The sequence below is a fragment of the Cystobacter fuscus genome, assembly GCF_044360685.1.
GTDB classification, from domain to species: domain Bacteria; phylum Myxococcota; class Myxococcia; order Myxococcales; family Myxococcaceae; genus Cystobacter; species Cystobacter fuscus_C.
The window spans coordinates 3,531,204-3,555,069 of the sequence record NZ_CP043491.1 but is presented as its reverse complement, the minus strand read 5'-3'; the positions used below and the strand labels follow the sequence as shown (position 1 = coordinate 3,555,069).

Sequence of the window (23,866 nt, the reverse complement as noted above, 5' to 3'; positions counted from 1 at the left end):
CTAGCGCCAGCCTCCACCCACGTGCGTGAAGTCGTACGACGACAGGAAACACAGCAGCAACAAGCCAAACCCCGTCATGGTGAGCAGCGCGACACGCCGGCCCCGCCAGCCCCCGAAGGAGCGCGCGCTCACGAGCGCGGCGAAGACGACCCAGGCCACCAGGGTGGCGATCTGCTTGGACTGCCAGGACCAGACGAAGCCCGGCGCCGCGCTGGAGAAGAAGGCCCCGGTCACCAGCGTCACGGACAGCGCGATGAAGCCCACCACCACGAGCTGGCGGTTGAGGGTGTCGAGGAACTCGAGCGAGGGCAGGCGCGCGAAGAGCAGGCCAAAGCGCTTGCCCTTCACCTGCCGCTCCATGAGCAGGTACATGCCCGCCACGCCCGCGGCCACCGCCGAGGCGGCCACGCCCAGCAGGGCGATGGTGATGTGCACGGGCAACAGGGGCCGCTGCACGTACGGCGGCAGGGGCGTGCCTCCATCCAGCAACAGCCCCGGCAGGAGCACCGCCACCGCCAGGGGGGTGATGAAGGCGCCCATCACCGGCCGCCGGTAGCGCACATCCACCACCAGGAAGATGGCCAGCAGCAGGAAGGCGAAGGTGGAGAAGCCCTGGGCCATTCCCACCGGACGGCCGCCCTGGGCACCGAAGAGCCCGAAGAGGGCCACACCGTGCAGGACCAGACCGGTGCCCACGAGCACGCGGCCCGCGGTCGCCAGCGCTTCCCATTGCCGGACGAGGTACACCAGATAGACGAGCGCCGCGACGACATAGGCGTGGCAGGCGAGTGAGACCAACGCGTGGTTCATGGCGGCTAACAACCCACTGGACTGAGCGCGTCAGCCCATCTTGTTCAAAAGAAACGCGGCGAGCAGGTCCGTCTCCGAGCCTGCCTTGCTGTCCTCCGAGGAGGCATCCGAAGGGGATGGCACCTCGGCTACATAACCGGGAACCACCTCATATGCCGTCTCTCCAAGCAACACGGAGTCGGCCATCTGCTCGGCCCCCAGGGACTCAAGCTGCTCCTCCGTCTTCACCTTGGACACCAGGCGGTTGGTGTCCTCGCCCGTGACCAACTGGACGATGTGGACGGCGGGCACCACCGGGTACACGCCCGTCTCACCCGTCACCACCAGGACCCCGTCCTTGACGTCCGCTTTGTCTTCCAGCGCCCACTCCTCGAGCTGGGTCTGGGGAAGGAAGAGCTTCATGAAGGTCCCATTCTACACCGCCCGGCCCCGGGCCGAAGTGCCAACTACCACACGGGAGCGGATGGAGGTGCGACGTCCGAGCCCCGTCCGCATCTACGTAGGCAGGCAATGGACCCGGCGAGGTCCCATGCTTGCAGGCCAGGTAGGCGCGTATTAGAGGACGCGCCAGCCGAAGCGGCCCACGAGCGAGAGGAGACACCATGGCAGGCGCTGACGTGTTGACGGTTGGAGATGGGGATTTCAAGAAGGAAGTGCTGGAGTCCAGCCAGCCCGTGCTGGTGGATTTCTGGGCCACGTGGTGCGCCCCGTGCCGCGCCATCGCGCCCGCCATCGACGCGCTGGCGACCCAGTACAAGGGCCAGCTCAAGGTGGCCAAGATCGACATCGACCAGAACCAGGACACCCCGCAGCAGTACGGCATCCGCTCCATCCCCACCCTGCTCGTCTTCAAGGGCGGCAAGGTGGTGGATCAGATCGTCGGCTCCGTGCCCCGGTCGAAGATCGAAGAGGCCGTGAAGAAGGCCCTGTAGTTCCCGCCGTTCTCCGCGCGGAGCATCCCCCTGGGCTTGCCTTCGGGGCTCCGCGCGGGCGGCTCACTCGCCCCGCCACATGTCCGTGGACGTGTGGGCCTTGAGCAGCTCCCACGCGGCGAGTGCGTCCACCACCCGCTCCAGTCCGTCGGACAGCCCCCGGGCCCGGGGCGAGGCGAGGTACTCCTCCGCGAACGCGCGCAGCCGCAGATCCAGGAAGAGCCGCGCCAGCGCCACCTCCGTCTGGCCGTAGAACTCCTCGAAGTGGATGCCGAAGCCCGAGGGCGTCTCGTCCCCGTGCGGCCGTTGCTCGCGCACCACCAGGGCCCGGGCCTCCACGGGCGCGGCCCCGGGCGCCAGGGAGAAGCGCACCCTCAGCTCCGTGGACAGGGGCAGGAAGAAGGTGCTCTCCAGGAAGGCGCCGCCCACGCTCACGTTCACCGAGCGCAGGGTGGCCGTGAAGCGCCGCTCTCCCTCCTCGTCGATCCACAACTCGAAGCTCGTGGCGAGCTGCGCGCGGGGAAAGCGCCGGTGCTCCACCTCCTCCTCGCTCCCCACCCCGATGATGGGGGCGGAGGGGATGCGGGTGGTGACGGGATTGGACGAGAAGCGGAAGGGAGACGCGGGACGCGCGGGAGGCGGAGGGGACACGGGACGCCCGAGCGGCTCCGCGCGGGGCGCGGACCGGGGAGGCACCGCCACGCGCGGCGGCTCGGGCCGGACCACGGGGGGCGGCGGGGCGGCCGCCGGTCGCTCGGGAACCACGGCCTGGGCAGGAACCTTCTTTCGCGAGCCCTTGCGATCCATCTTCTACCTCCTGGGGGAACCGGACAGATTTGCATACCCCCGGCGCCGGGATTCATACACCATGCGCCACCTCGTCCGCGCGTGGAGTCTTGAGATGTTGGGAAACCTCCTGAAGCCCGAGTTCGACTCGCTCATCGCCGCCAAGGACTGGAACGCGTTGCGCGATGCGTTCTCGGACATGGACCCGGCGGACATGGCCGAGGTGATCGAGGATCTCCCCGCGGACGAGAGCGGCATCCTCTTCCGGCTGCTGCCGCGGGACTCGGCGGCGCTGGTGTTCGAGTACCTGCCGCCCTCGCAGCAGACGGAGATCGTCGACACGCTGGGCCGCGAGCAGCTCAAGAACCTGCTCGACGAGATGGCGCCGGATGATCGCACGCGCCTGTTGGAGGAGCTGCCGGCGGAGGTGACCAAGCGGATCCTCACCTCGCTGTCGCCCGAGCAGCTCAAGCTGGCGCGCACCCTCTTGGGCTATCCGGAGAAGAGCGCCGGGCGCTACATGACGCCCGAGTACCTCACGCTGCCGGGCAACCTCACCGCGGGGGAGGCACTCCAGTACGTGCGCACCCACGGGCAGGGCCGCGAGACGCTGGCGGTGCTCTACATCGTGGACGAGAAGGGCCGGCTCCTGGACGACGTACGGCTCGCGTCGCTGGTGCTCGCGGAGCCCTCCACGCCCGTGACGGACATCCATGATCGGCAGCTCGTGAGCATCCCGGCCACGGCGGACCGCGAGGAGTTCATCAGCCTGTTCGAGAAGTACGACCGGGTGGCGCTGCCGGTGACGGACTCGCGGGGAGTGCTGGTGGGCATCATCACGGTGGACGACGTGCTGGACGCGGCCGAGGAGGAGGCCACCGAGGACATCCAGCGCATCGGCGGTATGGAGGCCCTGGAGGCGCCCTACCTGGACATCGGCATCCTGGGCATGTTGCAGAAGCGCGTGGGGTGGCTGACGGTGCTCTTCGTGGGGCAGATGTTCACCGCCACCGCCATGGCGCACTACCAGGACGCCATCGCCCAGGCGGTGTTCCTCGGCACCTTCGTGCCGCTCATCATCTCCTCGGGCGGCAACTCGGGCTCCCAGGCCACCTCGCTCATCATCCGCGCGCTGGCGGTGCGCGACGTGGAGTTGCATCACTGGTGGAAGGTCGCCGCGCGGGAAATCACCAGTGGTGTGGCGCTGGGCGTGTTCCTCGGGGCCCTGGGCTTCCTGCGCATCCTCGTGTGGCCCGAGCACGAGTCGCTCTACGGGCCGCACTTCGCCTGGGTGGGCGCGGCGGTGGGCCTGAGCGTGGTGGGCGTGGTGACGTTCGGCACGCTGTGCGGCTCGATGCTGCCCTTCCTCTTGCGGCGGCTCGGGTTGGATCCCGCCACCGCGTCCGCGCCCTTCGTGGCCACGCTGGTGGACGTCACCGGCGTCGTCATCTACTTCACCGTGGCCACGCTCATCCTCTCCGGCCGCGTGCTGTAGGTCAGAACATGTGGCGGCGCATGCTGACGTTCACCAGCAGCCCGATGCACAGCATGACGCTCACCAGCGAGGAGCCGCCGTAGCTGAGCAGCGGCAGGGTGATGCCCGTCACCGGCAACAGGCCGATGACCATGCCGATGTTCTCGAACACCTGCCAGAAGATCATCGACACGACGCCCACGGCCACGAAGGCGCCGAAGCGGTCTCGCGCGGTGAACCCCACGCCCAGCCCGAAGATGAACAGCAAGCCGTAGAGCACCAGCAGCATCACGCATTTGACGAAGCCGTGCTCCTCGGCCCACACGGAGAAGATGAAGTCCGTGTGCTGCTCGGGCAGGAAGGACAGGCCCGTCTGGGTCCCCTCCTTCCACCCCTTGCCGTGCAGCCCTCCGGAGCCCACGGCGATCTTCGACTGGGCCGCGTGGTAGCCGCTGCCGCGCAGATCCGACTCGGGATCCAACCACCCGGAGATGCGCTTGCTCTGGTGCGGCTTGAGCAGGTGCCGCACGACCGTGGTGCGCGGCTCGGGCACGTCCCGCACGTAGTCGTTCCAGATGATGCCCGCGACGGCGAAGAAGCCCACCAGCAGCACCGCCACCAGGTACCAGCGCACCTTGCCGAACAGGATGACCGTCGCCGAGGACAGGAGGATCATCAGCGCGGTGCCCAGGTCCGGCTGCACCAGCACCAGCGCGGTGGGCACCATGACGACGAGCACCGGCTTCACCAGGCGCTTGAGGCCATAGGAGCCGTCTCCGGGCTTGAAGTCGTCGTGGTAGACCTTGGCGAGCATCAACAGCACGCCAATCTTCATGAACTCCGCGGGCTGGATGCGGATGGGGCCGAGCACGAACCAGCTCTCGGCGCCCTTGGCCTTGTGGCCGATGACGCGCAGCGCGAGCAGCGCCGCGATGTTGAGCACGTAGATGGGCAGCGCCAGGTTCTTGATGACGCGGTAGTCCACCAGGCACACGATGAGCGCGGCCAGCACGCTGACGCCCGCGTACACCGCCTGGCTCGTCCACACCGGCGAGGCCTGCGAGCGCGAGGCCGAGGCCAGGTTGAAGATGCCCAGCCCCATCAGCGCGAGCACGCTCAGGATGAGACCCCACGGCACGTGGGGCAGCATGCGCCGCTCAATCCGCAACTGCATCCGAGCCTCCCGTCCCACCGGTGGCCGGGGGCGCGCCCCGGGTGAGCGCCGCGCCATCCTGGGCCGGCGCGGTGGGCATCCCCGGCACATAGGGGGTGCTCTGGCGAGGCGGCGGATGGGCCGCGTCGTCCTTCTTCAGCTCGAAGTACTTGGTGATGACCGCCATGCCAGCGGGCGCGGCGTCCACGCCACCGTGGCCTCCGTGCTCGTTGAGCACCACCACGGCGATCTCCGGATCATTGGCGGGCGCCACCGCCGCGAACCACGCGTGGTCGCGCTGGAAGAAGTCCATCTGGTGTTCCTTGAGACGGATCGCGCCGATCGCCGCCACCTGCGCGCTGCCCGTCTTGCCCGCCACCGTGATGCCCGCGAGCCGCTCGCGGTACGGCAGCCACGAGCGGTAGGCCGTTCCACCCGGCTCCTGCACCACCGACACCAGCGCCTCCATCACCGCCTTGCGGTGCGCCTCGGGGATCTCCACCGTGCGCACCACCTGGGGATCGAACTTCTCGAGCACCCTGCCGTCCAGGCCCTCCACGCGCTCGACGAGCTGCGGCTTGAGCAGGGTGCCGCCATTGGCGATGGCCGCGTACATCATGGCCACCTGCAGCGGCGTGGCGTTCACGTCGCCCTGGCCCATGACGCTGTTGAGCGCCATGCCCTTGGTGTAGCCCCCGGGGGACACCTTGTCGTGGTACTCGCTGGAGGGCATGATCCCCGGCACCTCGGCGAGCACGCCGATGCCCGTGGGGGTGCCCATGCCCAGGGCCTTGCCCATGTCCGCGATGGGATCCAACCCGATGGTGTCGGCCACCTTGTAGAACCACCAGTCGCACGAGTACTGCAACGCCGTCTTGCCGTTGACCGGCCCATGGCCACTGTCCTTGTGGCAGCGCCAGGCGCGCGCGCCCAGCCGGTAGCTGCCCGTGCAGTTCACCAGCGACTCCGGCCGGAACAGGCCCGACTTGTAGGCGGCCAGGGTGGAGATGACCTTGAAGGTGGAGCCAGGGCTGAAGTGGTTGGCCGAGACGCGGTTGACCATCGGCTGGAGCGGATCCCTCGACAAGGCCGCCATCTGCGCGGGGGTGATGCGGCCGGTGAGCAGGTTGGGATCGAAGCCCGGGCGCGACACCAGCGCGCGGATGAAGCCCGTCTTCACGTCCACCACCACCAGGGCGCCCGCCGAGCCCGGAAACGCGCGCTCGGCCTCCTCCTGCAGGCGCATGTCGAGCGACAGCACCAGGTTGTTGCCCGGCCGCGACGGCACCACCGAGTCCTCGCCCAGCTTGTCGTTGAACTCCTCGAGCACCCGGCCCCGCGCGTTGACGACCTCCTTGCGCACGCCGTCGGTGCCGATCAGCGTGGACTCGAAGGTGCGCTCCAGGCCGCGCCGCCCGACGTAGTCACCCAGGGCGTAGTGGGCCCCTTCCGCGTTCAGGCGCTCCAGCTCGTCCGGGTTGATTTCATTCATGTACCCGAGCACGTGCGAGAGCACGCTGCCGGTGCGGTAGTAGCGGTGGGGCACGGGCACCACTTCCACACCGTCGAGGATGTCGCGCCGGGCGTTGATGCGATCGTACTCGTCGCGCGTGAGGTCCACGCGCACGGGCAGCGGCAGGAAGGGCGCCGCGCGGCGCGCCACGCGTACCTGATCCTCCATGCGCTTGCGCGTGGCGTCATCCCACCCGAGCAACGCTCCCAGGCGGGGCAGCACCTCCTCGGAGCACTGGGCGCAGAAGGCCGGGGTGACGAAGGCGTCGAAGGAGGGGCGGCTGTCCACGAGGATGGTGCCGCGCCGGTCCATGATGAGGCCGCGATCGGCGCGCAGCCGCACTTCCTTGACGAAGTTGGCCACGCTCTTGGCGGCGTACTCCTCGCCCTGGGTGATCTGCAGCCGGTAGAGCTGGATGGCGAGCATCGTCAGACCCGCCACCATGGCCAGACCCAGCCAGAGGAAGCGATGCCGGAGGTCGCGCCCGGGAGTCGTCTCGGACAGAGTGGAAGGCGTCAACGCAGCAACCCCGCGGAAGAAGAGCGATCCTGCGACACCTCGAAGCGGCGCAGCAGCGGATAGAGCAGCGCGGCCGCCACGCCCGTGAGCGTCACCTGCAGCGGCAGGCCGGGCAGCAGCGCCGAGGCCGAGCCATCCTTGGTGGTCAGCCAGGTGAAGAAGCTCACCAGGGCCCCGTGGCCCAGGTCCGCGCCCATGGCGAAGAGGACGAAGGCCGCGCGGCTGCGCACGTCCGTCAGGCGCACCACGAGCTTGCCCGCCAGGAAGGTGAAGACGGCCAGGAAGGTGAAGAGCCCGGTGGGCTGGCCACTCATCAAGTCCAGCAGGTAGCCCACCGCGAAGGAGGAGAAGGCGCCCTCGAGCAGGCTCGCGCGCAGCGCCAGGAAGGCCACCAGCACCACCGTCACGTCGATGCGGCTGATGGCCAGGCCGAGCTGCTGCACCAGCACCGACTCCAGGGTGAGCAGGAGCAGCGCGAGGGCCACGGTGACGAGGAACTTCATCGTCCGCCCCCCTCGCCCGCCCCGCCCTGCGCGCTGGAGCCAAAGGGATTGCCGCGCACGAGCACCTCTTCCAGCCGCGTGGTGTCCACCGCGGGCACGATGTCACCGCCCAGGAACATGCCGTGCTCCGTCTTCTCCAGGTGCGTCACCTTCCCCACCACCAGCCCGGGCGGGTACACGCCATCCGTGCCCGAGGTGATGATCAGGTCTCCCTCCTGGACGTCCTCGATGCGCAACATGTTCTCCAATTGCAGCGGCCCCTTGCCGGCGCCCGCCGCCGTGCCTCGCGCCCGCGAGCGCTGCACCTGCGCGGCCACCCGGCTCTGCGCGTCCGTCACCAGCGCCACGTCCGCCCAACCCCCCGTCGTGCGCACCACCTGGCCCACGATGCCGTCCGGCGTCACCACCGACATGCCCCGGAACACCCCGTCCGACTCGCCCCGGTTGATGCGCACCGACAGCAGCTTGGCCACCGGATTCACCCCGATGACCCGCGCGGGGATGTCCGGCCCGGGCGACGCCTCGGCGTAGGCGAGCAGGCCGCGCAGCCGCTCGTTCTCCATCCGCGTCTCTCCGAGCGCGTGCACGCTCGCCCTCAACTGGAGGTTCTCCGCGCGCAGCTGCTCGTTCTCCTGGCGCACCTCGCGCAGGTCGATGTAGCCGAACACCACGGCCTTCACCCCGTCGATGAGCCCCACGAGCCCCCGCTGCACGGGGGCGGTCAGTCCGATGACGAGCCGATCCACGACATTGGGCTCCCGCCCGCGTCGGCCCCCCGTCGTCAGGAAGGCCCCGAACGGGTAGAGCAGGAGGGCACTCACGATCAGCAAGGTCCGGTAGCGCTTGAGAAGCGACAGCACTTCGTGGAGGTCCGTGTGGGAGAGGGGGGGCGGCGGATGGGTCGGGGGGCTCGCTAACTACTCTGAATCGCTTGCATTTTCCGGGGTGTTGCTCTAGGCAGTCAAGGGCTTCACGGTGGGGGGCGTCACAACGTCCACCATCCGAACCGGGCACCCAACACACGCGCGCCGCGAAACCTTCCACGGGAAGAGCTGATCGGCGCGTTTCAAGGCACGGAAACGGTCAAGGCATCATGGACTCCTTGGATCTCCGAAAGGTCTTCTCGCTCCTCTTCATCATCGCGATCGCGGTGGTGTTCACCGTGCAGTTCGGCCCGGGGAGCAACGGGTTCAGCGACGTGAACCCCGCTGGCGCCCCCGCCGCCGCGGCGGTGGTCAACGGCAAGGAAATCCCCATCAACGAGTTCCGCCGCGAGTATGCCGGACAGCTGCAGTACCTGCGCCAGCAGGGCCAGCCGATCACCGAGGCGGTCGCCCGGCAGTTCGGTCTGCCCCAGACGGTGCTGGACCGGCTGGTGAACACGGAGCTGCTCGCCCAGGCCGCCGCGCGCCAGGGCCTGCGCGCCTCGGACGAGGAGATCCTCCGCATCCTGCAGCGCAGCCCGGACTTCCAGAAGGACGGCCAGTTCGACTACGCCACCTACCAGCAGGTGCTGCGCGACTACTTCCGCCAGTCGCCCGCGGACTACGAGGAGGACCTGCGCAAGCGGCTGTCGGCGCAGAAGCTCTTGGGCGTGGTGCAGGCCGGCGTGGTCGTCTCCGATGACGAGGTGCGCACGCGCTTCGCCAAGGAGGGCAACCAGGCACGCGTCGTGTTCGCCCGCTTCCTGCCCTCCATGTACGCCGACAAGGTCCCCGCCCCCACCCCGGCGGATTTGAGCACCTTCAAGCAGGCGCAGGAGAAGGCCATCAAGGAGTACTACGAGGCCAACCGCTTCGTGTACCAGCAGCCCGAGCGCGTCCACGCCCGGCAGATCCTCCTCAAGCTCGCCCCGGACGCCACGCCGGAGCAGAAGGCCCAGGTGCTCGCGCGCGCCCAGGCGCTGCGCCAGGAGCTCGAGGGCGGCAAGGACTTCGCCGAGGTGGCGAGCACGAGCAGCGAGGATCCGGGCACCAAGGCCAGCGGTGGGGACCTGGGCTGGGTGGAGCGGGGCAACTGGGAGCCCGCGCTCGCCAACGCCGCCTTCGCGCTCGAGCCCGGCAAGCTCACCCAGCCCGTCGAGACGAAGTACGGCATCCACCTGGTGAAGGTGGAGGAGAAGAAGCCGGCGCAGGACAAGAAGCTCGAGGAGGTGCAGGACGAGATCGCCACCACCCTCTACAAGAAGGACAAGGCCAAGGAGCTCGCCCGGGCCGAGGCCGACAAGGCGCTCGCCGCGGTGAAGGGTGGCCAGACGCTCACCGCCCTGTTCCCCCCGGAGAAGGAGGGCCAGCCGGCGCTCTTGCGCTTCGAGCAGGAGACGCGTCCGGAGGCGGTGCAGACGGACACCTTCAACGCCGCCAGCCCCAACGTGCCCCACCTCGGCCCGGCGCCGGAGCTGCTCACCGCGGTGTTCGCCACCCAGGGGCCGAGCGTGCTCGATCAGGTCTACCCCGTGGGCGATGGCTTCGTCGTGGCCCAGGTGACCGAGCGCCAGCTGCCGGATGACGCGAAGTTCGCCGAGAAGCGCGACGAGCTGCGCCAGCAGGCCCAGCAGGCCAAGCAGTACGAGGTGGCCGACTCCTTCATCAAGGCGCTGAAGAAGAGCGGCAAGGTGGAGACCAACCCCGCCGCGCTCGATCAGGTGGCCGGCGGCTGAGTCCCGGCGGGCCCCGTGGCTCGCCACCCCAGGGGGCGTCTCCCATTCCGGGGAGCGCCCCCTGTTTCATTTCTTGCCCAGCATGGTCTCCGGCCGCTCCCCCTGGGGCACGGCGACGCAGATGTCATCGCGGCCCCGGGCCTTGGCGGCGTACATGGCGAAGTCCGCCGCCCGCACGAGGTCCACCGCGGACAGGGCGTGCTCCGGGTAGGTGGCCACCCCGAGACTCGCCGTCACCCGGAGCTCCAGCTCCGCCGCCTGCTGGAAGATCTGCTTGCGGAAGGCATCGCGGATGCGCGTGGCGGTCGTCACCGCCCCATCCGTGCTCGTCTCCACGAGCAGCAGGGCGAACTCGTCGCCGCCATAGCGGAAGACGTAGTCGAGCTGCCGGCAGCAGGACATGAGCAGCTCGCCCACCTCGCGCAGCACGGCGCTGCCCACCAGGTGGCCGTGGGCGTCGTTGATGGACTTGAAGCGGTCCAGATCCAGGAAGATGAGGGACACCGGGTGGTGGAAGCGCTGGGAGCGCCGCACCTCGTGCTCGAGCTGGGCGCGCAGGTGCCGGGCGTTGTAGACGCCCGTGTGCTCGTCCTTGATGGTGAGCTCCTGCACCCGGCGGAAGTTGCGCGCGTTCTCGATGGCGATGGCCGCGAAGTCGGCGATCGCGGTGAGCGCCATCAGGTCCTCCTGGGTGAAGGGCCGGTCGATGACGCCGTTGACCAGCTCGATGACGCCGAGCACCTGGCCGCGAGCGATGAGCGGCACGGCGACGATGGAGCGGGTGCGGAAGGTGGACGCGGCGTCGAAGCGCGAGGCGAAGGCCGGGTCATGCGACACGTCCTCCACCAGCCGGGCCGTGCCCGTGGCGAACGCCGTGCCGGCGATGCCCTCGCCCGGCGCGAGCTGCAGGCCCTTGAGCACCTCGGCGCCCTCGCCCACGGCGATCTCGAAGTAGAGCTTGCCGGTGCGCTCGTCCTGCAGGAGCAGGGACCAGTTGCGTGGCCGCAGCAGGCCGCGGATCTTCTCCATCATCAGGTTGAGCACCTCGCGCAGCTCGAGCGTCGAGGTGAGCGCCTTGGCGATGTCGTTGTAGGCGGCCAGTTGCTCCACCGTACGCGTCATGGCCGCGAGGAGTTCCGCGGAGTTCATCCAGATCCACTCCAGGGCGCAGTTCTGCTAGAGGCGAGCCGTAACATGCACACACCAGTGGGTCAAACCCGGCTCGTTCTCGCGTCCGCCTCGCCGCGGCGGCGCGAGCTGCTCGGCCAGCTCGGCCTCACCTTCGAGGTCTCCGCGGCGGACATCGACGAGACGCCCCAGGAGGGAGAGCCCGCTGGCGCCTACGTGCTGCGGCTGGCGCGGGAGAAGGCCCGCGTGGTGGCGCTCCGGAATCCGGACGCCTGGGTCCTGGCGGCGGATACCACCGTGTCGCTCGGGGAGGCGCTGCTCGGCAAGCCCCGGGACGCCGACGAGGCACGCGACATGTTGGGTCGGCTGTCGGGGAGGACCCACGAGGTCTATACCGGCGTGGCGCTCGCGGGCCCCGGCGACAATCATTCCACCCTGGTGCGTACCCGCGTCACCTTCCGCACCCTGAGTGCGGGTGAAATCGACTGGTATGCGGGGACGGGGGAGCCGCTGGACAAGGCGGGCAGCTACGCCATGCAGGGCAAGGGGGGCTTCCTGGTGGCGGCGGTGGAGGGGAGCCCCACCAACGTGATCGGCCTGCCGTTGGGCGAGACACTCGAGTTGCTCGCCCGGGCGGGCGTGGTCCTTCCTTGGAGTGCGTCATGAGTGGCATCGCGGAGCGTCTGACGGAGGTGCGCGAGCGGATGGCGGCGGCGTGTGCGCGGGTGGGCCGGCCGCCCGAGTCCGTCACCCTCGTGGCCGTGTCCAAGCTCAAGCCGGCGGCGCTCATCCGCGAGGCGTACGCGGCGGGGCAGCGCGACTTTGGGGAGAACTACGCCCAGGAGCTGCGCGACAAGGCCGCGGAGCTGGCGGACCTGAAGGAGCTGCGCTGGCACGCCATCGGCCCCCTGCAGACGAACAAGGTGAAGTACGTGGCGAAGGCGGCGCACGCCTACCACGCGCTGGAGCGGCTGGAGGTGGCCGAGGAGCTGTCGCGGCGCCGGCTGGAGGCCCCCCTGCCCTGCCATGTGGAGGTGAACGTGGGCGGGGAAGCCAGCAAGAGTGGCCTCGCCCCCGAGCAGGTGGAGTCCTTCCTGAAGACGGTGCGCGCCCTGCCCGGGCTGCGGATTGACGGCCTCATGTCGCTGCCACCGCCCACCGAAGACGAGCAGGTGGCGCGCGGCTACTTCCGCGCCCTCAGGGAGCTGGCGCAGCGCCACGGGCTGCCGGGCCTGTCCATGGGGACCACCCATGACTACGAGCTCGCCATCGAGGAGGGAGCCACCCTGGTGCGGGTGGGCACCGCCCTCTTCGGCGAGCGCGCGTGAGGCCGCGGCGGGCTCAGATTTCCCGGAACTTGAAGCGGCCTTCGTCCGTGGCCTTCACCAGGAAGGAGCAGCCGCAGTAGTTGCACAGGATTTCCTGCCCGTCCTTGAGCGCGTCATCGAGCGGGTTGTTGGCGGAGCACTCCGGGCAGTCGAAGTCCTTCCGGGCGCCCTTGCCCGCGGAGGCCTTGTCCTCGTCGTCGTCGTAGTAGTCCAGCGGCATCGCGTCCCTCCTGGGCCAGCCTGGGCGACGTTAGCAGCCCGGCGAGCCCGAGCGGCACGCCTCGGGAGGCAGGCGGGTGGAGAGGGAGGCCTGGCTGGCCGGAAGCTGTGCCGCCAGGAACTCACACTCTCCGCGTGAGACGCACACGGCCGGACCAATCCGGGATTGAATGGCGGCACCGGCGATTCGTCCACGAGGAATCAGCCGGCGGGCGGACTGGTGACGAGGCGTTGCCATGCCAGGATACCGCTACCTACCTTCCGCACCTGCCGACTGGCCAGGTGTCGGGGTTACCGAGCCAGGAGCCATCAGATGCATCAGCAGTTCAAGGGAGTGTTCAGCGGCGTGCTGTTGAGCCTCCTGGGAGCGGGAGGGGCGTTGGCCCAGGGGACGGCGGGCGTGTCCGCGTTCGGCCCCGGTGAACAGGCGAGTTACCGGGTGCACTACCTGGGGATGACGGCGGGCTCGGCGCAGGTGACGGTGGGAGCGCCCATGCGGCAGTGGGGCAAGGACGTGTGGCCCATCGTGTCGCTGGCGAAGTCGGACGCGGTGGCGGGCGTGTGGCCCGTCAAGGACAAGTACGTCTCCTACTGGGACTTCAACTCGCAGCGGGTGCTGGGCTCGGACATGCACGAGGACCAGAACCACAAGCGCCGCCGCGTGCGCGTGAAGCTCAGCGATGACGGCAAGAGCGCCCAGGTAGTGAAGCAGAAGGAAGGCGAGAGCCCCACGGAGAAGAACCTCGAGGTGCTCGAGGGCGCGCTCGACGTGACCGGGGCGACCTTCGCGCTGCGCAACCGCGTGTTGGAGGTGGGCAAGGAGTACGCCTATCCCGTCTTCACCGGCTCGAAGAACTTCGTGATGAAGGCGAAGGTGGAAGCGAAGGAAACGCTCACCACGGCGCAGGGGCGCCAGGAGGTGTTGCGGCTGCGCGTGTACACCGAGTTCTCCGGCAACCTGGCCTCCAAGCGCGACATGGTGGCGTGGCTGACGGCGGACGCGCGGCACCTGCCCGTGCGCATCGAGGCGGATCTCGCCCTGGGCGCCGTGGTGGCGGAACTGCAGGACTACAAGCAGGGCAAGGTCGTCACGCCAGCGCCGGCGGTGACGGCCAAGAACGGCATCTAGCGCGGCACGCCGGCGGCCGCGAACCGAGGGGTGACATGGCGGCAGTGGGGATGGTGGGTTGGTGGTTGGCGGGGATGATGACCGTGGCGCCCGCGCCACGGGTGGTGTCGGCCCTGGAGAAGGTGCGGCCGGGAGTGTCCATCCCGGGTGAGAAGGAAGCCCGATTGAGCCTCGCGCGGGGAGAATGCGAGGGGGCCCAGGTGGTGCTGCCGCCCGGCGTCTCGCGCGTCCAGGTGGCGCCGCTCGCGCTGCGGGGACCGGGCACACCCCTGGAGGCCTCGGTGTGGCGCGAGGACTTCCTGGAGGTGAAGACGCCCTCCAACTCCCAGGGTGGCACGGGCGCATGGCCGGACCCGCTCGTTCCGGTGGAGGCACCCCGGAAGGACACCCAGGCGCCCCTGGTGCTCTACGTGGAGCTGTGCGCGCCCAAGGCCCAGCGGCCCGGCACCTATCAGGGCGCGCTGAAGCTGGAGATGGAGGGCGCGCCCGCGGCGAGCGTGCCCTTCACCGCCGAGGTGCAGCCCTTCGTCCTGCCCACCACCTCCTCGCTGCCCAACAGCTTCGGCATCTCGCTCTACAGCATCGCCAAGGGCCACGGACTCAAGCCCGAGTCGCCCGAGGCCCAGACGCTGCTGCGCGACTACGTGGCGGCGTTGCTCGCCCACCGCGTCAGTGCCCACGGCATGAGCATGGAGCCCCCGCCGGTACGCTTCGAGGAGGGCCGCGCGGTGCTGGACTTCCGCGCCTATGACGCCGAGGTGGGACCCTTCCTCGACGGCTCGGCGCTGCCCTCGGGCGCGCGCTTCACCACCGTGGACGTGCGCGACTCGAAGGCCGCCCGCACCGACGAGCAGAAGGCCGCGTACTACCGGGCCTTCGCCGAGCACGCCAGGGACAAGGGCTGGCCCGCCCAGCTCTTCTTCTATGCCAAGGACGAGCCCAAGCCCGAGGACGTGCCGCTCGTGCGCGCCCAGGCCCTGCGCGTGCGCACGGCCGGCAAGGACGTGCCGGTGCTCGTCACCTCGCCCCTGGACGAAGCCCTGCGCGGCTCGGCGGACATCCTCGCCCCCACCCTCAACTGCTTCTTCCCCCGCCCCGGCCCCCAGACGTGCCGCAACGTCGTCCCGTTGCAGACCCTGCGCGGCAAGCTCGCGCCCAACGTGAAGGTGTGGTGGTACCAGAGCTGCAACTCGCACGGCTGCACGGGAGGCCCCGCCAAGGACTCCGCCACGGAGAAGGCCTACAGCGGCTGGGCCTCGTACATGGTGGATCACCCCGCCCCGCTCAACCGCGCCATGGGGCCGCTGGCCTTCCTCTCCGGCGTGGACGGCGAGCTCTATTTCGACACCGTCTTCGCCTACAACACGAGGGACCCCTGGAAGGACGTGTTCGAGTTCGGCGGCAACGGCGACGGCACCTTCTTCTACCCGGGCACTCCGGCGCACACGGGCCTCTCCCGCCACCAGCCGGTGGTGTCCCTGCGCCTCAAGCACCTGCGCGATGGGCTGGAGGACTATGAGTACCTCCAGCTCCTGGAGTCGCTCGGGGAGCGCGCCTTCGCCCGCGAGGCCGCACGACGGCTCACCCGCTCGGGGTACGAGGTGGAGTTGAATGGCGGCCGATGGGAGCAGGTGCGCCGCGAGATGACGGCGCGCTTGCGCCAGCGCTGGAACGCGGCTGAAGAAGCGAAGCGTTCAGGCGTCCATCCAAAGTGACGTTGGAGCCCCCTCACCTGGAGAAGCAAGGATGAACCCCATGCGTACCGCCCTCGCCCCCCTGCTGCTGTGCTTCTCCTCCGCGGCCTGGGCCCAGATTCCGGACACGGACGGCCCCGAGGAACACAAGGCTCAACCGGTGACGGCGGCCCCGGCGGCTCCCGCGGCTCCGGTCTCCGTGCCGCGCTGCGCTCAGGTCCTGCCCCAGCCGCGCAGCCCCATGGCGTTCGCTCCCGGCGAGCTGCTCGACTTCGACCTCGACGCCATGGGCGCCACCGCCGGGAAGATGACCATGCAGGTGCAGAAGAAGCAGGACGGCGTGCTGCCCGTGCAGATCAAGGTGCAGACCAACTCCTTCTTCTCCAAGGTGCGCCGGGTGGATGCCACCGCCGTGAGCTACCTGCACCCCAAGACGCTGCGCAGCTCGCGCTACACCGAGGACGCCCTGGAGAACGAGGTGCGGCGCACGGTGGAGGTGGCCTTCAACCCCAACCGGCGCAGCGTCCGCGTGGACTACACGCTCAAGGGCAAGAAGGGCCACAACGACCTCACCTACGAGCACGATGGCCTGGACGTGGCCGGCGCCATCTACATGCTGCGCCAGCTCCCGCTCAAGGAAGGCCTGCCCGTCTGCTTCGACGTCTACGGGGTGCGCCGCATGTGGCGCATGGCGGGCACCGTACTCAAGCGCGAGCACGTGTCCATGCCCCTGGGTGAGTTCGAGGCCTGGCACCTGTCGGGCACCGCGGTGCGCCTGGACAAGCCCTCGCAGTCACGCGAGGTGCACGTGTGGATCTCCGACGACGCGCGCCGCCTGCCGCTCGCGGCCGTGGGCAGCATCGACCTGGGTGCCGTGCGCGCCACGCTCACCTCGTTCTCCCGTCCGGGCGAACAGGCGCGGCAGTCCCAGGGCAAGGAAGCCCTCAAGTGGTAGGCGTCTGACGCATCAGTCCCGCCGCCTGCGACAGCCGGCGGCGCAGGCGCATCACCACGTCCATCAGCAGTTCCAGCCGCTCCTGCACGAGCAGATCATCCCCCGCCTCGATCAATCCCCTCGGGCAGACGGCGTCTGGCCGGAGCGCCGCGAGCAGCTCCGCGAAGTGCTCCTCGACGTCGCTCAGCGCGTCGAGCCCCTCGCGCAGATCGTCCTCCAGGAAGTCCATCATCACGGTGGCATCGGCCCGCTCGGGCAGCAGGTGGGCCAGGTACAGCATGGACTGGCGGAGCGGATCCGCCCCCACGCGGCGCAGCTTCGCGGGAGCGGCACCACGTGTAAGAGCGGGTGTCGTCATGTGCGGCACGCTACAGGTCCGTAGCGAGGGGTCAATTTTTCGCCCGGCTCCCCCACGAGCGGAGCCGGGCCGGAACCTCACCGCCCCGAGCCACCCACGGCGGGCGCCGCGGCGGCACCGGGCGCCACGGCACTCCCGGGCACCACGGCGCCACCGGCCGCCCCGACGGACAGGGGCTGCGTGTTGAGGGGCGGCGGCGTGGCGATGAGCGGCACCGCGGCCGTCCCGTTGAGCGGCCGCGGTGTGGCCACGAGGGGCGCCGGCGGCTGGCCGTTGAGCGGCTGCGGCGTGGCCACGAGGGGCACCGCCACCGCGCGAGAAGTCAGCGGGCCCGGCGTCGCCACCACGTCGGTCGACACGCGATTGCCCCCGAAGGCGAACTCCGGTCCCGCCACCCCAGGCACCAGCGGCACGACGGAGAACGAGCCCTGGGTGGACACGGCGGAAGGCGTGGCCGGCGCGGTCGGGGAGAGCGGAACGAAGCCATTGAGCGCGGGCGGAGACCGATTGTCGGAGAGACTCACCCGCTGATCATTCAGGAAGCCGTTGGGAACCGTGGGGGGCGGGATGACACCGGTCCCACCCGTGGGCTGGGTGGAGATCGCCACCCGCTCCGGAGTCTGGAAGGTGTCGGAGATTCTCGCCGTGCTCGTGGTGCTCGCCGCCACATCGGTCGGCAGCGCGTTCGAGGTGGCGGTCGCCACCCGCTCCGTGGTCCGATCGAAGATCTCCGGCCCGAGGCGCTGCCGATCCAACCCGGACGTGCCGGCCTGTCCCGCGTTCGCCAGGGGCGTGGCGCCGGCCTGTCCCGTGTTCACCAGGGGCGTGACACCGGGCTGGCCCGTGGCCGCCAGGGGGGAGGCCCCGGTCTGTCCCGTGCCCGCCAGGGGCGAGGTCGCGGTCTGTACCGTGCCCGAGCCCTGTCCCGCGTTCGCCAGGCCCGAGCCACCCACTCCCTGCTGCGGGGAGGGCGTCGTCGGAGAGGAGGCAGTGGGAGTGGCCACGCCCCCGAGGAACACACCGCCCGGAACCGGCGAGCTCGGCGGAGTGACTCCGACGAACGCCCCGGCGGTGGGCACGGCCGCGAGCGCGCGCACCTCGAGCCCATTCACGGCGATGGCCACGTCATCGAAGTCGAACTGGATGAAGCCGCGGGGCTCGAGCTGGAGGGGCAGGTTCCACACCAGCACGCTCAGCTCCGTGTCTCCCTCGCGCGCCACCGGCAGCACCCGGAAGGTGTCATCGTCGGCATGGGCGCCGTGCGACAGGGCGGCGGCGTGGATGATGGCCTGGTCGGTGATCAACTGGCCATTGCGCCACAATCGCCCCACCCCCCAGAGCGCCGCGACCGCATGCACCCGGGACATCGTGGGAGAGCCGAGCGCCGCCCCGCCATGCAGATCCTGGTTCACCACCACGCCGCCGGAGATGGGCTGGGCGGGAGGCGAAGGCGGGGGGCCGGAGCCCTGGGAAGCCCCGGCCTGGGCGGGAGGAAAGCCCGGTTGATCCAACTCCACCCGGTACGTGGTGGCCCCGAGGGTGAAGGTGGCCTCCAGGCGCCCGGCGTCCCCGTAGGTGGCGCGCGGATCCGCGATGCGCTCGCGCGCGGAGAACTGCACCGAGCCCGCTCCCCGTTCGAAGAGGTCGGCGAAGGGCGTGGGGCCTTGAGTGAAGTAGCCGACGTTCCCCACCGTGCGAGCGGTGACCTCGGGACCATCGAAGGTGAAGCCGGCCGGGCTGGCGGTGAGCAACCCGGCGACCATGAAGGGGGAGAAGATTCCGACCATCGACGCTGCCTCCTCTGAAAAGAGGGTAAGCAGCGGAGGCAGCGGATGGAGGCTGGGGGGGGCCGGAAAACGAGGGGCCCGCTGCGCCTGCCTCCTCTCCAGCTAGATGAGACCCCGAGCCCGGCGGATCTGCTCCACCGTCTTGTTGTACTCGATGTCGAAGGCGCTCGTGCCTTCCTGCAGGTGGCGCAGCCGGGAGCGGGCCTCGCGGTCGATCTCCTCGTCCACGTCCAGGTGCTTCTTCATCACCGCGTGGATCTTCTGCCGCAGCACGTTATCGGCGGCGTAGACCTCCTCCACGTTGCGGCTGATGAGCAGGAATTCGATCATCTGGTTGATGACGTATTCGATGCCCTCGTCGCCCATCTTGAAGCCGCGGACGTCGGCCATCTCACGCTTGACCTGATTGAACTTGGAGTAGTCGTAGCCCCGGCGCTCCAGGGCCTCGCGCGTGGCCTGATTCACACGCTCCTCGTTCGCCAGGTACTCGCGCATGATGGCGGACAGATCCATCTCGGCGTCGGCGACGCGCATCTGCTCCACCTCGACATCGCCGTCCTGCATCAGCCTCTGGACGACCTCCCGGGAGATGATTGGGATCACCTTCGGATAGAGCCTCATAATTAGGTCCCTCGCCCCTTGAAGACGTCTCGACTGGACCTTTCCGCTATAAATCAGCGCCGAGCCCGGTCGCAATGAAAAACCCCAAGAACTTCGCGGATGCAGCGGCCTCATCAGCCCCGCGTTAAACCGGAAATTAATCACGGCGAGCCGGGTGGCGAGCCTTCTTCTGACTTTTCGTTGATCAAATCATCCGCATCCGCCAGGGACGCCTCGCGGATCGGGTCGGCCTCGTCCTCGTCCTGATGGCCATGGAGCGCCCCATGAACGCGCTCGGCCACGGTGGGCCCGAGCACCTCGGCCAGCTCCTCGATGGTCGACTCGCGCACGCGCTTGAGCGAGCCGAAGTGGCGCAGCAGTAGCTTCTTGCGCGTCGCGCCCACGCCCGGAATGTCGTCCAGCGCGGAGCGGAAGTTGCCCCGGCGCATGCTCTTCTGTTGAAAGGTAATCGCGAAGCGGTGGGCCTCATCGCGCAGCCGCGTGAGCAGGTAGAGCTCCGCCGAGTTCTGACGCAGGACGATGGGATCCTTGCGGTGCGGCAGGAAGACGCGCTCGGGGCTCTGGGCGCTCTCCTCGTCGCGGTCATGCACCTCCAGGTCCCGGCTCTTGGCCAGCGAGACGATGTCCACCCCGTCCACGCCCAGGTCCTTCGCGGCGGCGAGCGCGCTGGCGAGCTGTCCCTTGCCTCCGTCGATGACCAGCAGGTCCGGCAGGTCCTCCTCCTCCTGGCCCCGCTTGAGCCGGCGGGTGATGACCTCGTGCATGCTCGCGAAGTCGTCCTGCTTCTCCAGCGTCTTGATGCGGTAGCGCCGGTAGCGCGACTTGTCGATCTCCCCATCCGTGGCGGCCACCTGGGAGGCCACGATGCTCGCGCCCTGGAAGTGTGAGATGTCGAAACACTCCATGCGGCGCGGCAGGCGGCGCAGCCCCAGCCGCTCCTGGAGCCGGCGCAGCACGTTCTCCGTCTCGTCCTTGGTGCGGCGGCGCTCGAGCGCGGCCTGCTCGGCGTTCTTCTGCGCCATCTCCACCAGGTCGCGCTTCTCGCCGCGCTTGGGCACCATCACCCGCACCCGGTCGCCCTTGCGCTCGGTGAGCAGCGCCTCCAGGCCCTCGCGCTCCTCCACGTCCAGGGGCATCAGCACCTCCTCGGGCACGAAGTTGCCCTGGTCGTAGTAGAGGTTCACGAAGGAGGGCAGCAGTTCCTCGTCGGGGAACTCCTGGCTGCCCAGGGGAAACGCCTGGCCGCCGTTGAGCCGCCCCTGCCGCACATAGAGAACGTAGACAAGCAGACGGTCTCCCTCCCGGTGGAAGGAGAAGACGTCCTGATCCTTGAAGTCGGTGGTGGCCACCTTCTGCCGCTCGAGGCTGCGCTCGATGGCGCGCAACTGGTCGCGGATGCGCGCGGCCTCCTCGAACTTGAGCTCCGCCGAGGCCTGCTTCATGCGCGCGCGCAGCCCGTCCACCAGCTCTCCCGCCTTGCCCTCCAGGAAGAGCACCACCTCGTCCACGCTCTTGCGGTACTCGTCCTCCGGTACAGGGTAGACGCACGGTGCCGGACACCGGCCAATCTGATGCAACAGGCAGGGCCGCTTGCGGTTGGCCAGCACGTGGTCCGTGCACGTGCGCAGGTGGAAGAAGCGGTTGATGACGCGCAGCGTCTCGCGGATGGCGCTCGCGCTGGAGTACGGGCCGAAGTAGCGCGCGCCGTCCTTCTCGTAGCGCCGCACCACCTCCAGCCGCGGATAGGACTGTTTCCTGTCCAACCGCAGCGAGATGTACTGCTTGTCGTCCTTGAGCAGGACGTTGAAGCGCGGCTTGTGCTTCTTGATGAGCTCGTTCTCGAGGAGGAGGGCTTCCTTCTCGTTGTGAACGATCACCGTCTCCAGGTCCCCGAGGAACTTGTCCAGCAGGGACACGAAGGCGCGCGCGTCCCCGGTGCGGGTGAAGTAGGAGCGCACCCGGTTGCGCAGGTTGATGGCCTTGCCCACGTAGATGACTTCGCCCCGGCGGTCCTTCATCAGGTACACGCCGGGCTCGGTGGGCAGCGCTTCCAGCTTGGCTTCGAGCTTCGCGTCCATGGGTGATTAGCGGCTCTTCCTCGGGCCGATTCCCGTCTTGCCGTGGGGCGGTCCCCCGCCCTTGCCCCGGGAGGAGCCGCTCGCGCGCTTGTAGCCCTTGCCCTTGCGGCCTCCCGGAGTGCCCGCCTTGGGCTCGTCGTCCGCCTTCACCGGAGCGTTGAGCAACGCGCGGCTCGGTGCCTTGAGCCCCAGGTCCATGTCCTTGAGGATCAACAACCGGTCGCGCATCGCCGCGGCCTTCTCGAACTCCATCTCGTCCGCGTAGTGCTGCATGTCCTTGGTCGTCTGCGCGATGAGGTTCTTGATTTCCTTCGGCTCGAGCACGTCGTTGGCCGAGTCGGCCGCCATGGGCAGTGCCGTGGGGTCGCCGTCGTAGAGGTGCTCGGACAGGTCGAGGATGTTGCTCTTGACCGCCTTGGGGGTGATGCCGTGCTCGACGTTGTAGGCGCGCTGCACCTCGCGGCGACGGTTGGTCTCCTCGATGGCAATGCGCATCGAGTCCGTCACGGCATCCGCGTACATGATGACGTGGCCATTCAGGTTGCGCGCCGCGCGGCCGATCGTCTGGATGAGCGACACGTGGCTGCGCAGGAAGCCTTCCTTGTCCGCGTCGAAGATGGCCACCAGCGACACCTCGGGGATGTCGAGCCCCTCGCGCAGCAGGTTGATGCCCACCAGCACGTCGAACTCGCCCTTGCGCAGATCGCGGATGATCGCCGTGCGCTCGATGGCCCCGATGTCCGAGTGCAGGTAGCGCACCTTGACGCCCACCTCGGTGAGGTACTCGGTCAGGTCCTCCGCCATGCGCTTGGTGAGCGTGGTCACCAGCACGCGCTCGTTCTTCGCCACGCGCTGGCGCACCTCCTCCAGCACGTCATCCACCTGGTTGCGCGCCGGGCGCACCTCCACCTCGGGATCCGTCAGGCCCGTGGGGCGGATGATCTGCTCCACCACCACGCCCTTGGACTTCTGCAGCTCGTACTCCGCCGGCGTCGCCGACACGAAGACGGCCTGCTGCACCATCTCCTCGAACTCGGTGAACTTGAGCGGACGGTTGTCCAGGGCGCTGGGCAGGCGGAAGCCGTGCGCCACCAGCGTCTCCTTGCGCGCCCGGTCCCCGCGGTACATGGCGCCAATCTGCGGCACCGTCTGGTGGCTCTCGTCGATGAGCACCAGCATGTTGCGCGGGAAGTAGTCGATGAGACACGGCGGTGGCTCTCCGGTCCGCCGCCCCGAGAAGTGCCGCGAGTAGTTCTCGATGCCGTTGCAGTAGCCGATCTGCTCGATCATCTCGAGGTCGTACATCGTGCGCTGCTCCAGCCGCTGCGCCTCCAGGAGCTTGCCCTCGCGCTGGAACTCCTGGAGCCGCTCGCCCAGCTCGTCGCGGATGGTCTGCAGCGCGTTCTTGCGCGTGTCCGCCTCGGTGACGTAGTGGCTCGCGGGGAAGATGACGACCTTGTCCAGCGCGCCCAGCGTCACGCCGCGCAGCGGATCGAACTCGGTGATCTTCTCCACCTCGTCGCCGAAGAAGCTCACGCGCACCGCGCGCTCCTCCTCGTAGGCGGGGAACACTTCCACCGTGTCGCCCCGGGCCCGGAACGTCCCGCGGTGGAAGTCGAGATCATTGCGCTCGTACTGGCTCTCCACCAGCCGGCGGATGAAGGTGTCGCGGCCCAGCTCCGCGCCCACGTTCACCGTCACCGCCAGGTCCACGTACGAACGCGCCGTGCCGAGGCCGTAGATGCACGACACGCTCGCCACGATGAGCACGTCGTCGCGCGTGCGCAGCGAGTGCGTGGCCGAGTGGCGCATGCGCTCGATCTCGTCGTTCACCGACGAGTCCTTCTCGATGAAGGTGTCCGAGGTGGGGATGTACGCCTCGGGCTGGTAGTAGTCGAAGTACGAGACGAAGTACTCGACGGCGTTGTGGGGGAAGAGCGCCTTGTATTCCCCGTAGAGCTGGGCGGCGAGCAGCTTGTTGTGCGCGATGAGCAGCGTGGGGCGCTTCACGTTGGCGATGAGGTTCGCCATGGTGAAGGTCTTGCCCGAGCCGGTGACGCCCAGCAGCGTCTGGTAGCGATCTCCCCGCAGAATGCCCTCGGTGAGTTCACCGATGGCGCGCGGTTGATCGCCCTGGGGCTTGTAGTCGCTGACGATCTGGAATTCAGGCATGGCTGTAAGCCTTAACACCCCGAGTGAGTGGGTGCCTTAGGGATGAAC

The 23,866-nt window shown here is 69.0% G+C and carries 22 protein-coding genes; 8 read left to right on the top strand and 14 right to left on the bottom strand.

Features of this window, described 5'->3' with window-relative positions; translation table 11 throughout:
• On the bottom strand, positions 1-810 hold the full coding sequence (locus F0U63_RS14605) for an inner membrane protein YpjD (RefSeq protein ID WP_002625107.1): 810 nt from the start codon (positions 808-810) through the stop codon (positions 1-3).
• Positions 811-840: 30 nt separating this feature from the next.
• Positions 841-1,212, bottom strand: coding sequence for a hypothetical protein (locus F0U63_RS14600; protein ID WP_395846515.1), 372 nt, complete (start codon positions 1,210-1,212; stop codon positions 841-843).
• Positions 1,213-1,412: 200 nt separating this feature from the next.
• Between F0U63_RS14600 and trxA the strand changes: the two genes are divergently transcribed.
• Positions 1,413-1,742 (top strand): thioredoxin, encoded by a 330-nt coding sequence (gene trxA, locus F0U63_RS14595; RefSeq protein WP_395846514.1) that lies wholly within the window; start codon positions 1,413-1,415, stop codon positions 1,740-1,742.
• A 63-nt stretch (positions 1,743-1,805) separates the two neighbouring features.
• On the opposite strand, the gene F0U63_RS14590 is transcribed toward trxA, so the two are convergent.
• On the bottom strand, positions 1,806-2,549 hold the full coding sequence (locus tag F0U63_RS14590) for a PilZ domain-containing protein (RefSeq protein WP_395846513.1): 744 nt from the start codon (positions 2,547-2,549) through the stop codon (positions 1,806-1,808).
• A gap of 94 nt (positions 2,550-2,643) precedes the next feature.
• Here F0U63_RS14590 and mgtE point away from each other — a divergent pair, with 94 nt between their 5' ends.
• Complete coding sequence (mgtE, locus tag F0U63_RS14585) at positions 2,644-4,023, top strand: magnesium transporter (protein WP_395846512.1); 1,380 nt, start codon at positions 2,644-2,646, stop codon at positions 4,021-4,023.
• Between the two features lies 1 nt (position 4,024).
• On the opposite strand, the gene rodA is transcribed toward mgtE, so the two are convergent.
• Genes rodA through mreC form a run of 4 tightly spaced genes read right to left on the bottom strand, consistent with a single transcriptional unit; the run spans position 4,025 to position 8,550 of the window.
• The gene (gene rodA / locus F0U63_RS14580) at positions 4,025-5,176 is read right to left on the bottom strand and encodes a rod shape-determining protein RodA (RefSeq protein ID WP_395846511.1); all 1,152 of its coding nucleotides are present in this window, start codon (positions 5,174-5,176) and stop codon (positions 4,025-4,027) included.
• Complete coding sequence (gene mrdA, locus F0U63_RS14575; protein ID WP_395846510.1) at positions 5,160-7,187, bottom strand: penicillin-binding protein 2; 2,028 nt, start codon at positions 7,185-7,187, stop codon at positions 5,160-5,162. The genes rodA and mrdA overlap by 17 nt, the downstream gene beginning before the upstream one ends.
• Positions 7,184-7,690, bottom strand: a complete 507-nt coding sequence (locus F0U63_RS14570; protein WP_395846509.1) for a hypothetical protein — start codon at positions 7,688-7,690, stop codon at positions 7,184-7,186. Before F0U63_RS14570 ends, mrdA begins: the two co-directional genes overlap by 4 nt.
• Entirely contained in the window at positions 7,687-8,550 is an 864-nt protein-coding gene (gene mreC, locus F0U63_RS14565) for a rod shape-determining protein MreC (protein WP_395846508.1), read from the bottom strand. Before mreC ends, F0U63_RS14570 begins: the two co-directional genes overlap by 4 nt.
• Positions 8,551-8,783: 233 nt before the next feature.
• Between mreC and F0U63_RS14560 the strand changes: the two genes are divergently transcribed.
• Positions 8,784-10,349 (top strand): SurA N-terminal domain-containing protein, encoded by a 1,566-nt coding sequence (locus F0U63_RS14560; RefSeq protein WP_395846507.1) that lies wholly within the window; start codon positions 8,784-8,786, stop codon positions 10,347-10,349.
• A gap of 66 nt (positions 10,350-10,415) precedes the next feature.
• On the opposite strand, the gene F0U63_RS14555 is transcribed toward F0U63_RS14560, so the two are convergent.
• Complete coding sequence (locus F0U63_RS14555) at positions 10,416-11,498, bottom strand: diguanylate cyclase (protein WP_395846506.1); 1,083 nt, start codon at positions 11,496-11,498, stop codon at positions 10,416-10,418.
• A 45-nt stretch (positions 11,499-11,543) separates the two neighbouring features.
• On the opposite strand from F0U63_RS14555, the gene F0U63_RS14550 reads away from it, so the two are divergent.
• The gene (locus F0U63_RS14550) at positions 11,544-12,143 is read left to right on the top strand and encodes a Maf family protein (protein ID WP_395846505.1); all 600 of its coding nucleotides are present in this window, start codon (positions 11,544-11,546) and stop codon (positions 12,141-12,143) included.
• Positions 12,140-12,805, top strand: a complete 666-nt coding sequence (locus tag F0U63_RS14545) for a YggS family pyridoxal phosphate-dependent enzyme (protein ID WP_395846504.1) — start codon at positions 12,140-12,142, stop codon at positions 12,803-12,805. Before F0U63_RS14550 ends, F0U63_RS14545 begins: the two co-directional genes overlap by 4 nt.
• Before the next feature lie 13 nt (positions 12,806-12,818).
• On the opposite strand, the gene F0U63_RS14540 is transcribed toward F0U63_RS14545, so the two are convergent.
• Positions 12,819-13,025 carry a hypothetical protein gene (locus F0U63_RS14540; RefSeq protein WP_395846503.1) on the bottom strand — a complete coding sequence of 69 codons (207 nt, stop codon included), beginning with the start codon at positions 13,023-13,025 and terminating at the stop codon, positions 12,819-12,821.
• Between the two features lie 312 nt (positions 13,026-13,337).
• Here F0U63_RS14540 and F0U63_RS14535 point away from each other — a divergent pair, with 312 nt between their 5' ends.
• The 3 genes from F0U63_RS14535 to F0U63_RS14525 are packed head-to-tail and all read left to right on the top strand — an operon-like array spanning position 13,338 to position 16,802.
• Entirely contained in the window at positions 13,338-14,153 is an 816-nt protein-coding gene (locus F0U63_RS14535) for a DUF3108 domain-containing protein (RefSeq protein WP_395846502.1), read from the top strand.
• 35 nt (positions 14,154-14,188) lie between these two features.
• A complete protein-coding gene (locus tag F0U63_RS14530; protein WP_395846501.1) occupies positions 14,189-15,868 on the top strand; it encodes a DUF4091 domain-containing protein in 1,680 nt (559 codons plus the stop codon).
• 31 nt (positions 15,869-15,899) lie between these two features.
• Positions 15,900-16,802, top strand: a complete 903-nt coding sequence (locus tag F0U63_RS14525; RefSeq protein ID WP_395846500.1) for a DUF3108 domain-containing protein — start codon at positions 15,900-15,902, stop codon at positions 16,800-16,802.
• Here the strand turns inward: F0U63_RS14525 and F0U63_RS14520 are convergent.
• The 5 genes from F0U63_RS14520 to uvrB form a co-directional block, all read right to left on the bottom strand.
• The gene (locus F0U63_RS14520) at positions 16,792-17,160 is read right to left on the bottom strand and encodes a hypothetical protein (protein ID WP_395846499.1); all 369 of its coding nucleotides are present in this window, start codon (positions 17,158-17,160) and stop codon (positions 16,792-16,794) included. The two genes, F0U63_RS14525 and F0U63_RS14520, sit on opposite strands and share 11 nt — an antisense overlap.
• Positions 17,161-17,237: 77 nt before the next feature.
• Entirely contained in the window at positions 17,238-18,947 is a 1,710-nt protein-coding gene (locus F0U63_RS14515) for a hypothetical protein (RefSeq protein WP_395846498.1), read from the bottom strand.
• 102 nt (positions 18,948-19,049) lie between these two features.
• Positions 19,050-19,568, bottom strand: a complete 519-nt coding sequence (locus F0U63_RS14510) for a DUF507 family protein (protein WP_095985859.1) — start codon at positions 19,566-19,568, stop codon at positions 19,050-19,052.
• A gap of 140 nt (positions 19,569-19,708) precedes the next feature.
• On the bottom strand, positions 19,709-21,646 hold the full coding sequence (gene uvrC / locus F0U63_RS14505; protein ID WP_395846497.1) for an excinuclease ABC subunit UvrC: 1,938 nt from the start codon (positions 21,644-21,646) through the stop codon (positions 19,709-19,711).
• 6 nt (positions 21,647-21,652) lie between these two features.
• Positions 21,653-23,818, bottom strand: coding sequence for an excinuclease ABC subunit UvrB (uvrB, locus tag F0U63_RS14500; RefSeq protein ID WP_395846496.1), 2,166 nt, complete (start codon positions 23,816-23,818; stop codon positions 21,653-21,655).
• Between the last annotated feature and the right edge of the window lie 48 nt (positions 23,819-23,866).

Excerpts from the sequence above, each read along its gene's own strand:
- F0U63_RS14605 (WP_002625107.1), bottom strand. The coding sequence starts at position 810 with ATGAACCACGCGTTGGTCTCACTCGCCTGCCACGCCTATGTCGTCGCG.
- F0U63_RS14600 (WP_395846515.1), bottom strand. The coding sequence starts at position 1,212 with ATGAAGCTCTTCCTTCCCCAGACCCAGCTCGAGGAGTGGGCGCTGGAA.
- trxA (WP_395846514.1), top strand. The coding sequence starts at position 1,413 with ATGGCAGGCGCTGACGTGTTGACGGTTGGAGATGGGGATTTCAAGAAG.
- F0U63_RS14590 (WP_395846513.1), bottom strand. The coding sequence starts at position 2,549 with ATGGATCGCAAGGGCTCGCGAAAGAAGGTTCCTGCCCAGGCCGTGGTT.
- mgtE (WP_395846512.1), top strand. The coding sequence starts at position 2,644 with ATGTTGGGAAACCTCCTGAAGCCCGAGTTCGACTCGCTCATCGCCGCC.
- rodA (WP_395846511.1), bottom strand. The coding sequence starts at position 5,176 with ATGCAGTTGCGGATTGAGCGGCGCATGCTGCCCCACGTGCCGTGGGGT.
- F0U63_RS14570 (WP_395846509.1), bottom strand. The coding sequence starts at position 7,690 with ATGAAGTTCCTCGTCACCGTGGCCCTCGCGCTGCTCCTGCTCACCCTG.
- F0U63_RS14560 (WP_395846507.1), top strand. The coding sequence starts at position 8,784 with ATGGACTCCTTGGATCTCCGAAAGGTCTTCTCGCTCCTCTTCATCATC.
- F0U63_RS14555 (WP_395846506.1), bottom strand. The coding sequence starts at position 11,498 with ATGAACTCCGCGGAACTCCTCGCGGCCATGACGCGTACGGTGGAGCAA.
- F0U63_RS14550 (WP_395846505.1), top strand. The coding sequence starts at position 11,544 with ATGCACACACCAGTGGGTCAAACCCGGCTCGTTCTCGCGTCCGCCTCG.
- F0U63_RS14545 (WP_395846504.1), top strand. The coding sequence starts at position 12,140 with ATGAGTGGCATCGCGGAGCGTCTGACGGAGGTGCGCGAGCGGATGGCG.
- F0U63_RS14540 (WP_395846503.1), bottom strand. The coding sequence starts at position 13,025 with ATGCCGCTGGACTACTACGACGACGACGAGGACAAGGCCTCCGCGGGC.
- F0U63_RS14535 (WP_395846502.1), top strand. The coding sequence starts at position 13,338 with ATGCATCAGCAGTTCAAGGGAGTGTTCAGCGGCGTGCTGTTGAGCCTC.
- F0U63_RS14530 (WP_395846501.1), top strand. The coding sequence starts at position 14,189 with ATGGCGGCAGTGGGGATGGTGGGTTGGTGGTTGGCGGGGATGATGACC.
- F0U63_RS14525 (WP_395846500.1), top strand. The coding sequence starts at position 15,900 with ATGAACCCCATGCGTACCGCCCTCGCCCCCCTGCTGCTGTGCTTCTCC.
- F0U63_RS14520 (WP_395846499.1), bottom strand. The coding sequence starts at position 17,160 with ATGACGACACCCGCTCTTACACGTGGTGCCGCTCCCGCGAAGCTGCGC.
- F0U63_RS14515 (WP_395846498.1), bottom strand. The coding sequence starts at position 18,947 with ATGGTCGGAATCTTCTCCCCCTTCATGGTCGCCGGGTTGCTCACCGCC.
- F0U63_RS14510 (WP_095985859.1), bottom strand. The coding sequence starts at position 19,568 with ATGAGGCTCTATCCGAAGGTGATCCCAATCATCTCCCGGGAGGTCGTC.
- uvrC (WP_395846497.1), bottom strand. The coding sequence starts at position 21,646 with ATGGACGCGAAGCTCGAAGCCAAGCTGGAAGCGCTGCCCACCGAGCCC.
- uvrB (WP_395846496.1), bottom strand. The coding sequence starts at position 23,818 with ATGCCTGAATTCCAGATCGTCAGCGACTACAAGCCCCAGGGCGATCAA.